This window comes from Promineifilum sp. (SeqCode) (assembly GCF_041918635.1).
Taxonomy (GTDB): domain Bacteria; phylum Chloroflexota; class Anaerolineae; order Promineifilales; family Promineifilaceae; genus Promineifilum.
In genome coordinates, this window is the sequence record NZ_JAYRVJ010000468.1 from 1 (window position 1) to 8,086 (window position 8,086).

Annotated in this window: 5 protein-coding genes; 3 read left to right on the forward strand and 2 right to left on the reverse strand. The window is 64.5% G+C overall.

Going from position 1 to position 8,086, the window contains the following annotated elements; all coding sequences use genetic code 11:
- Both ACE3UY_RS14270 and ACE3UY_RS14275 read left to right on the forward strand, forming a co-directional pair.
- On the forward strand, positions 1-597 hold a 597-nt coding region (locus ACE3UY_RS14270; RefSeq protein WP_374688179.1), incomplete at its 5' end, for a hypothetical protein.
- A gap of 90 nt (positions 598-687) precedes the next feature.
- Positions 688-2,325 carry a hypothetical protein gene (locus tag ACE3UY_RS14275; protein WP_374688180.1) on the forward strand — a complete coding sequence of 546 codons (1,638 nt, stop codon included), beginning with the start codon at positions 688-690 and terminating at the stop codon, positions 2,323-2,325.
- A gap of 220 nt (positions 2,326-2,545) precedes the next feature.
- Here ACE3UY_RS14275 and ACE3UY_RS14280 read toward each other — a convergent pair whose 3' ends face one another.
- Complete coding sequence (locus ACE3UY_RS14280; protein ID WP_374688181.1) at positions 2,546-3,211, reverse strand: DUF4342 domain-containing protein; 666 nt, start codon at positions 3,209-3,211, stop codon at positions 2,546-2,548.
- Positions 3,212-3,370: 159 nt separating this feature from the next.
- Positions 3,371-3,748: a DUF4342 domain-containing protein gene (locus ACE3UY_RS14285; RefSeq protein WP_374688182.1), complete on the reverse strand. Its 378-nt coding sequence runs from the start codon at positions 3,746-3,748 to the stop codon at positions 3,371-3,373.
- Between the two features lie 729 nt (positions 3,749-4,477).
- On the opposite strand from ACE3UY_RS14285, the gene ACE3UY_RS14290 reads away from it, so the two are divergent.
- Positions 4,478-8,086: hypothetical protein (locus tag ACE3UY_RS14290; RefSeq protein WP_374688183.1), on the forward strand; the 3,609-nt coding region annotated here is incomplete at its 3' end.

Genomic DNA, 8,086 nt, shown 5'->3' on the forward strand with positions numbered 1-8,086 from the left:
GCCTTCGATCTCATGCCCAACGGCAGCATCCTGATGAGCCTGGACGCGGCGCAGAACGTGCCGGGGCTGGGCCAGGTGACGCCGCAGGACATCATCCGCTTCGCGCCCACCTCGCTGGGGGCCAACACGGCCGGGTCGTTCTTGTGGTTTCTGGACGGCTCCGACGTGGGGCTGACGACGGCCGGCGAGAAGATTGACGCCATCATCATCCGGGTGGACGTGCAGCAGCCGCTGCTGATCAGCTTGAGCGGGGCCGGCTCCGCGCCGCGCCAGAGCGGCGGCAACCTGACCATCGCCGATGAGGACTTGATCAACTTCGTGGGCGTGACCTACGGCGCGAACTCGGCCGGGGCGTGGCGCATGAACACGGACGGCTCGACCGTGCCGGGCATGGCCGGCGAAGACCTGTTCGCGGCCGAATGGCTGGCGCGTGTCCCGGCTCGGCTGTCGCGGCAGTTGTTCGGGTTCGACAGCGCCTTTGTCATCAATGGCGTGAAGGGCACGCCGCGGGACGTGCTGTATGCAGATGACGGCCTGGCGGTCAAGAACCTGACGACCAAGCCGATTGACGCCATCGCCATTGGGCCGGCGCGGTGAAATAGGGACTAGGGGCTAGGGACTAGGGAAGCGCGTTCTTCCCCTAGCCCCTAGAACCTAGCCCCTGGCCCCTCCATTATGGAGATCATCATGAACCGCAAGCTGTTTCTTTTCATAACCGTATTCGTGGCGCTGGCGATGCTGGCGTCGAGTGTGGCCGCCGCGCCGGCGGCGCAGGCTGGTCCCGCGCCGGCGGCGAGCGCGCCCTGTATTGACGTGCCTGAGGTGGAGCCGAACGACACGCCCGCTCAGGCCCAGACCGTTCCCTACCACGCCTGCGGAGCGCGCGCCATCGGCCCCGGCGACGTGGACTACGTCAAGTTCACCGCCGCCGCGGGCGACCAGATCATCCTGAGCGAAACTGGCAACTGCGACCTGGATTCGAGCACCATCCTGACCCTGTTCGACGCCAACCTGACGCAACTGGCGCAGACGTATTCGCCCAAGCCGCTGATCGTCACCCTGAAGGCCGGCGTCCACTATGTGCGCGTGGAGCCGTATGACTTCAGCGGCGCGTACTCGTTGACGCTGGACACGCTGGCCGGGGCGGACGCGCTGGACAACGTGCCCGGCGGGGCGCGCCCCATCGCCTATGGCGCGCCCTTCACCGACTACGTGGGCGAGCAGGACGTCGACTGGTACAAGTTCCAGGGACGGGCGGCCGACGTCGCCCACTTCGCGGCCGACATGCTCAGCGACAGCCATTGGGATGGAGCGGCGGCGACCTTGTACGACGCCAACTTAAAGGAGTTGGCCGCTAACGTGACGGGCGTTGAGCTGTCCGACACGCTGCCCGCCTTCCTGTTGCCGGCCGATGGCTGGTACTACCTGAAGGTCACCTCGGCCAACTCGTACTACGAGGGGATGTGCAGCGGCAGCGGCGACTACCGCCTGACGCTGGCGCGCTCCCACAGCCTGTACGTCAGTTCAACGGTGGATGGGTTGGGCGGCAACGCGGCCATCAAGAAGGGCGACATCGCCGTGCGCCACCCGGCCACCGGGCAGTGGGTGCTGGTGTTTGACGCCTCCGACGTCGGCATCACCCAGAACATCAACGCCTTCGAGTTCAGCTTCAACGGCCGCATCCTGTTCAGCCTGAGCGGTCAGCAGAACGTGCCGGGCATCGGCCTGGTGAAGCCGGCCGACATCCTGCGCTTCACGCCGGTCTCGCTGGGGGAGAACACGGCCGGAACGTTGAACCTCTACCTGCGCGGCGCGGATGTGGGCCTGACGACGGCCGGCGAGAAGATCGACGCCATCAGCTGGGCCGCGGCTTACCCGGCCGACGGTCGCAACATCCTGATCAGCCTGACCGGCTCGGGCAGCGTGCCGGCGGCCGGCGGCGCGCTGGCTGTGGCCGACGAGGACGTGATCGCCTTCGTCCAGTCGGGCACAGGCCAGCCGGTGCAGGGGGCGTGGGAACTGTATCAGGATGGCGCCGTCATCACCGGTCTGAAGGCCGAGGATATCGGGTCGGCGACAATGGCCCCGCAGGCGGGTCGCATGGGCTATGACTACCAGTATGACCTGCTCTGGACGGCCCTGCCCGGCACGTGGGCCATCGGCCCGGCCGGGGTGCGCCTGACCGGCGGCCCGCGCGACGTGCTGCAACTCCAGTACGTGCCCACCCAGTCCGACCTGTGGCGCTGGACGCGGGGCTACGTGGCGCGCACTGTCATCCCCAAGCCGATTGATGGCTTGAGCCTGGGGCCGGTGTGGGGGAATTAGGGGCCAGGGGCTAGGGAAGAGCATTCTTCCCCTAACCCCTACCCCCTGATTTTTCGCCAGACGCGCTTTTCGTCTTTGCGTGAGGAATTTCCCGCAGTCCGGGCGTTCCGCCGCTCCTGCGCCCAATTTCGGGCCAATCAGGACAAAAGAAAGGGGCTAGGGACTAGGTTCTAGGGGAAGAGCTTCTCCCTCCTAGAACCTAGCCCCTAGTCCCTAGCCCCTACAATGGCTGGTGCATGGCGCAGAAGTCGGAGCCGGTGACGGCCATGCGCTTGCAGCGCGTGCCGCTCTTGGTGATGGCGGCGCACTGGTGGGGCGCGGCGGCTTCGGCCTGGGCCTGCTCCACCGCTTCGGCGGCCTCGGCCGCTTTCTCCTCGAACGTCTCAGCCACGCCGGTGAACCGGCCCTCGATGGACTCGGCCGCGCGGCGGGTGGCGTCGCTGGCGGTGCGGGCGGCGTTGCCGAACAGGGCGGAGATGCTGCCGGCCAGTTCCGACGTCTTGGTGCTGATGCTGCCGGCGGCGCGCTCGATGGCGTCGCCGACGACGGTCGGGCTGTGCTCGTCGCTGGCCTTATCGCGCTCGATGAGGATGGACACCTCGGCGAACCAGGCGGCGATGAGGGCCAGCACCGTGCCGTAGCCCAGAATGATCGCGCCGGCCATACCGGCATAGAGCGGGATCTCGATCAGGTTGCGGCCGGTCTTGTCCTGCACGGTGATCTTGCGCACCGCGGCCTCGCGCAGCAGGGATTGGACGGTCTTCACCAGGTCGCCGCCGGCCACGGAGACGCGGTCGGTCACCGTGCGGGCCTTGCTGGCGGCCTCTTCGGCCGTCTCTTCAACCGTCTCCTTGACTTCTTCCACGGGAGTTTGCTCGTCAGTCATCTTTTTCTCCAGAAGATATGATCCGCAGATTAGGCAGATTTTAAGAGGCTCACGCAAAGCTCGCAAAGACCAGCAAGAGCGCCAAAGCTTTTTCTTTCTTTGCGTGCTTGTCGATCTTGGCGTCCTTTGCGTGAGCCTCTTAATCTGCGGATGATTCTCTTAGGCTATCGCGGCTTCGACTTTCTCGACAGCCGCTTCGACCGCGGCCTCAGCCTCGGCCACGGCCGGCTCGATGTACTCAATGAGGATGGAGGCGCGGGTCACCCAGGCGGCGGCCAGCAGGGCGGCCGACCAGGGGCCGATGATGAGCGCGCCCAGCGCGCCCAGCGCCAGCGGCATCTCGACCAGGGTCTTGCCGCTCTGGGTCTTCACGGTGATCTTGCGGACGGTGGCCTCCTTGGCCAGGCGGCCGACGGTCTCGCGCAGGTCGCTGCCGCGCACGGAGACTTCCTTCGTGAAGCGGCGGGCGGTGGACTTGGCCTCGTGGGCCATGTCGTGCAGTTCTTCCTCAATGTGGATGTGGTTATTGTCAGACATGTTGCCTAAAACTCCTTAGCTCGGTGGGCGGCGGCCGGCCACTGGCGCGGCCCGCGGCCCGATCAGATCGCGTATGTAGGATAGTACGCGGGTGGGATGATAAGGTTGCAAAGAGGGCAGGGGGGCGGGGGAGCGGGGGTGCAGGGGGGAATCCTGCATCGACTACTTGCTGCCTGCCACTTTGTCAGCGTTGCTACTTGTATTATGACGCAGTGTGTCATGAATGTCAACTACGTACCCTGCCCGGTGGGTGCTCTATTCAATACCTCACCCTTCGAGCACCCGCCGCTCACCTATCCAGTACTATGGTACCTGAGTAGTGTTAAGCAATTGTAAGTATTTTACCTAGCTTTTATGATCAATGTCAGGCCGATTACGTGCTCTTTGTCACTATCGTTGCGGCTACTATGCATATTACACTGTCGCCACATCGTGTTGTTCACCGTTTGTTGGCTTAGCGCCCGGTCTTGATATCAGGGAGGACAGCGGGCGGGAGGAAGGTCTATTGACGAGGGATTGCCAGTCATAACCTATGTTCGGCGCGCGACCTTTGCAGAAGGGGGAATCCGCGAATTTTGCGGGTTAGAAGGGGTCAGCGAGCCGTAGGTCTCTCCACTTACCGATTGATCGAAGGGCGTTGACCCGGCCGCGCAGCCGGGTGAACGAAGCGCGCCTACCGCCCGGTGGGCCAGTGCCGGCTGTCTAGTCTAGAACCAGGTGTGAACCATCATGAATACTCGCTTTCCCACGACCGGCCGCGTCCTCATCCTGATGGCGCTGTTGCTGGCGCTGGCCCTGCCATCCATGGTGGCGGCGGCTCCCCCAGCGTGTACCACCACCCTCGTCGCCGGCGCCGACATCCAGGCGGCCATCAACGCCGCCAGCGCGGGCGATGTCATCTGTCTGTCTGCGGGAACGTATACCCCGGCGGCAACCCTTCACGTCAACAAGGCGCTGACCCTGCAAGGCCCCCAGGCGGGCGTGGACCCGCGGCCGAGCGAGGGCAGCGCGCGCGTGCCCGGCGGCGCGGCCGAGGCGATCATTACCGGGGCCGGAACCCTGGGAACTGTCATCCAGATCGAGAGCAGCGGCGTCGTTCTCGATGGATTTGAGGTCATCAACGGCGTCGCCGACCTGATCGCCTCGCTAGCCGGCAGCAACGTCGCCAACGTGACCGTTCGCAACCTCATCGTCCACCAGGCCACCGGCGACGAGGGCATGCAGATTCGCGACTGCGACACCTGCGTCATCGAATATAACTACGTCTACGATACCTTCGGCGATGGGATCAACCTGTGCTGCGGATCGGTGAACGGTCTGATCCAGTTCAACGAATTGATCGGGATCGACTCGGAGAACGCCGCACTGTATGTTTACGAGGCCACGGAAACGACCATCCAGTGCAATCTGGTCGATACCACGTCTATTAACGAAGGTATCAAGCTGGGCACGAAGGGGGGAACCGATGCCGCTCTGAGTGGCGGCCGCATCTTGTACAATGTTGTCCGTAACACCCGACAGGACGGCATCGCCATCTACATGAGCGACACCGACGTGACGGGTAACGACGTGACCGCCAGCACGAGCGAAAATGGCGCTATCTACGTGGCCCAGGGCGTCAGTAACATCTTGATCACCTACAACGCTCTCCACAATAACGCCCTGCAAACGTTCAAATGGGGCGACCCTGGAGCGGTCATGATCGGCAGTGGCGGCGCTCAGTCCGCGGCGACCGTTCAGGTAGCCAATAACAACATTACGACCAATACCCCCAATGGCGCGACCAACAAGGGAACCGGCACGCTGAACGCTGAGAACAACTGGTGGGGCGCGGCCGATGGCCCATCCGACGCCGGCCCCGGCGCGGGCGACGCCGTCTCGACCAACGTTGATTTCGACCCGTGGCTGACGCAGCCGGCGGTCATTCCGCCCGGCCCGTGCGCCCGCGGAACGATCACCGTCGTCAAGCAGACGACCCCCGCCGGCGACCCGGCCGACTTCGAGTTCGACCCCAGCTGGCCGGGACCCAACTTCACGTTGAGCGATGGCGAGAGCGTCACGTCGGCCCTCTTGCCAGCCGGCAGCTACTCCGTGGCCGAGGTCAGCCTGCCGGCCCGGTGGGTGCAGACCGACGCGGAGTGCGTCAACGGAGCGCAGACGGCCGACCCGTCCGCCATTACCCTGGCCGATGGCGACGCCTGGGTATGCACCTTCGAGAACAAGTATGTTCCGCTGTGCACGACGGATTGCTACGTGGACGCGGCGACCGGCAGCGACGCCAATGGCGGCACGAGCTTCGCCGACGCCTTCAAGACGATTCAGAAAGGTATCGACACGGTGCAGGCCGGCGGCACCGTCCACCTGGCGGCGGGGACGTTCTATGAGAACGCCGCCACCGGCTGGCGCGAACTCTACATCACCAAATCGCTGAGCCTGGTCGGCGCGGGCAGCGGCGTCAGCATCATCCAGTTGCCGATGAAGACCAACGGGGTGGAGATCTTCGGCAACAACCTGACCGTCCACCTGAAGGGCGTCACCTTCACCCGGTTGCCGGCCAACACCTACGCCGCCGACTTCAATGTACGCGTGGCCGAGACGGCCAGCAGCAACATGACCATCACCTTCGATGACGTGGAGTCGGCCTATGCCAGGTCGCAGAACGCCAACCTGGGCTCGGCCGGCACGTACGCCTCGGTGACCGTGCTGAACAGCAACTTCCACCATGCCGGGTCGTGGGGCTTCAGTATCGCCGGCGCGGCGACCGACGTAACCGTGACGAACTCCCACTTCGACAACAACGGTGTCGTTGACCTGACCCAGGCGATCGGTCTCAATCTGACGGCCGGCGCGGGCATATCCAACGTCGCCATCACCGGCGGCACGTTCAACAATAACGGCTCGATCAACACCAACGGGTCAAAGGGCATCAATATGGTCAAGGTGACCGGCGTCACCATTGACGGCATTGTGGCCCACGGCAACTTCGATGGCGTTATCCTCTGGGAGTGGGTGGGCACGTCAACGAACGTCAGCATCACCAACTCCGACCTCAGCGGCAACCGGCGCAGCATCACCATCGGCTCGGAGACCGGCAAGACGGTGGATGGCGTGACCATCACCGGCAACCAGTTGAACAACAACCTCAACTACGGTGTGCTCATCTACCGCGCGGCCGGCTGGGGCGAGGGCGTCATCACCAACGTGCGCATCAACCGCAACGACGTGAGCCAGGACCCCAACAGCGGCATCTCCCTGGCCATGCCCTATGAAGAGGTGGACGGCACGTGCAACTGGTGGGGCGACGCCAGCGGCCCCGGCCCGTTTGGCCCCGGAACCGGCTCCTACGTCAGCGCCGGGGTGGACTTTACGCCCTGGCTGCGCGTGAATGACCTGGACGCCGATACGCCCTGCTTCATCGGCGGCACGATCAAGGTCAGCAAGGTGACGAACCCGGCCACGGATACGACGACTGAGTTCGAGTTCGATCCGAGCTGGAGCGCGACCAACTTCAAGTTGAAGAACGGCGAGAGCGCCACGTCGGCGGCGCTGCCCGCCGGCAACTACTCGGTGACTGAGCTGAATCAGCCGAACTGGACGCTGTCGAGCGCGTCGTGCGACAACACGGCCACCGTGGCGGTCGAGGCGGTCGCTCCGACCAACATCACCGTGGCCGATGGCGACGCCTGGGTGTGCACGTTCAACAACACCTACACGCCCCCGCCGCCGCCCCAGACGGTCTACGTCTCGGCCGACAACGCGGGTTCGGTGGGCGCGGTCACCTTCGGCGGTGAGGACATCCTCAAGTGGAACGGCGCGGCCTGGTCGAAGTGGTTCGACGGCTCCAACGCCGGGCTCACGTCGAGCGGCAACAAGGACAACATCGACGCCTTCTACATCCCCAACACCGCCAGCACGTCGGTCATCTTCAGCCTGAGCGGCTACGACCGCAAGCTGCCCAACATCCACGACCGGCTGAAGGGCGAAGACCTGGTGCTGTGGAACGGGACGAAGCTCTACCTCTACTTCGAGGGGGACGAGGTCGGGTTGAAGGAGAAGAGCGAGAACATCGACGCGCTCCACATCCTGCCCGGTTCGATGTCGCCTATCGGCTCCGGCTGCCAGGTGTACCTGCTCATCAGCACGCTCGGCTCGGGCGAGGTCAAGGATTACCGCAACAAGACGCTGAAGTTCGGCGGTGAGGACATCCTGGGCTTCTGCCTGACCAAGTACGGCGAGGAGACGGCCGGCAAGTGGCACATGGTGCTGGACGGCTCGACGCAGGGCATGCCCAAGGATTCGCTGGATAGTCTGTCGGTCAGCGCGGACGGGCTGACGTAC

Bases quoted from the DNA above. Each gene is read 5' to 3' on its own strand.
- ACE3UY_RS14275 (WP_374688180.1), top strand. From the start codon at position 688: ATGAACCGCAAGCTGTTTCTTTTCATAACCGTATTCGTGGCGCTGGCG.
- ACE3UY_RS14280 (WP_374688181.1), bottom strand. From the start codon at position 3,211: ATGACTGACGAGCAAACTCCCGTGGAAGAAGTCAAGGAGACGGTTGAA.
- ACE3UY_RS14285 (WP_374688182.1), bottom strand. From the start codon at position 3,748: ATGTCTGACAATAACCACATCCACATTGAGGAAGAACTGCACGACATG.